Genomic DNA, 240 nt, shown 5'->3' with positions numbered 1-240 from the left:
AGATGAGCCTACCAACGATTTAGATATGGCAACACTCGAATTATTAGAAGAGTCGGTCAGCAGCTTTAACGGCACTATTCTACTGATCAGCCATGATCGCTCATTTATGGATAATGTGGTCACCTCGACTTGGGTATTCGGTAAAGATGAAGAAGGTAGAGGTATCGTTGATGAATATGTTGGCGGCTATCAAGAGTACTTAATTCAAAAAAATCGCGCGCAAGCAGCCAAGACTAGTAG

1 pseudogene is annotated in these 240 nt (G+C 42.5%); it reads left to right on the top strand.

The annotated features are described in order from the left end of the window. Window positions 1–240, top strand: a pseudogene (locus tag AAEY88_RS15310) (ABC transporter ATP-binding protein); the annotation flags it as partial.

Origin of the sequence: Psychrobacter sp. CAL346-MNA-CIBAN-0220 (genome assembly GCF_040309805.1) — a bacterium.
Lineage (GTDB): Bacteria > Pseudomonadota > Gammaproteobacteria > Pseudomonadales > Moraxellaceae > Psychrobacter.
The sequence above is the reverse complement of the archived record's forward strand: the minus strand, read 5'-3'. Positions and strand labels throughout refer to the sequence as shown.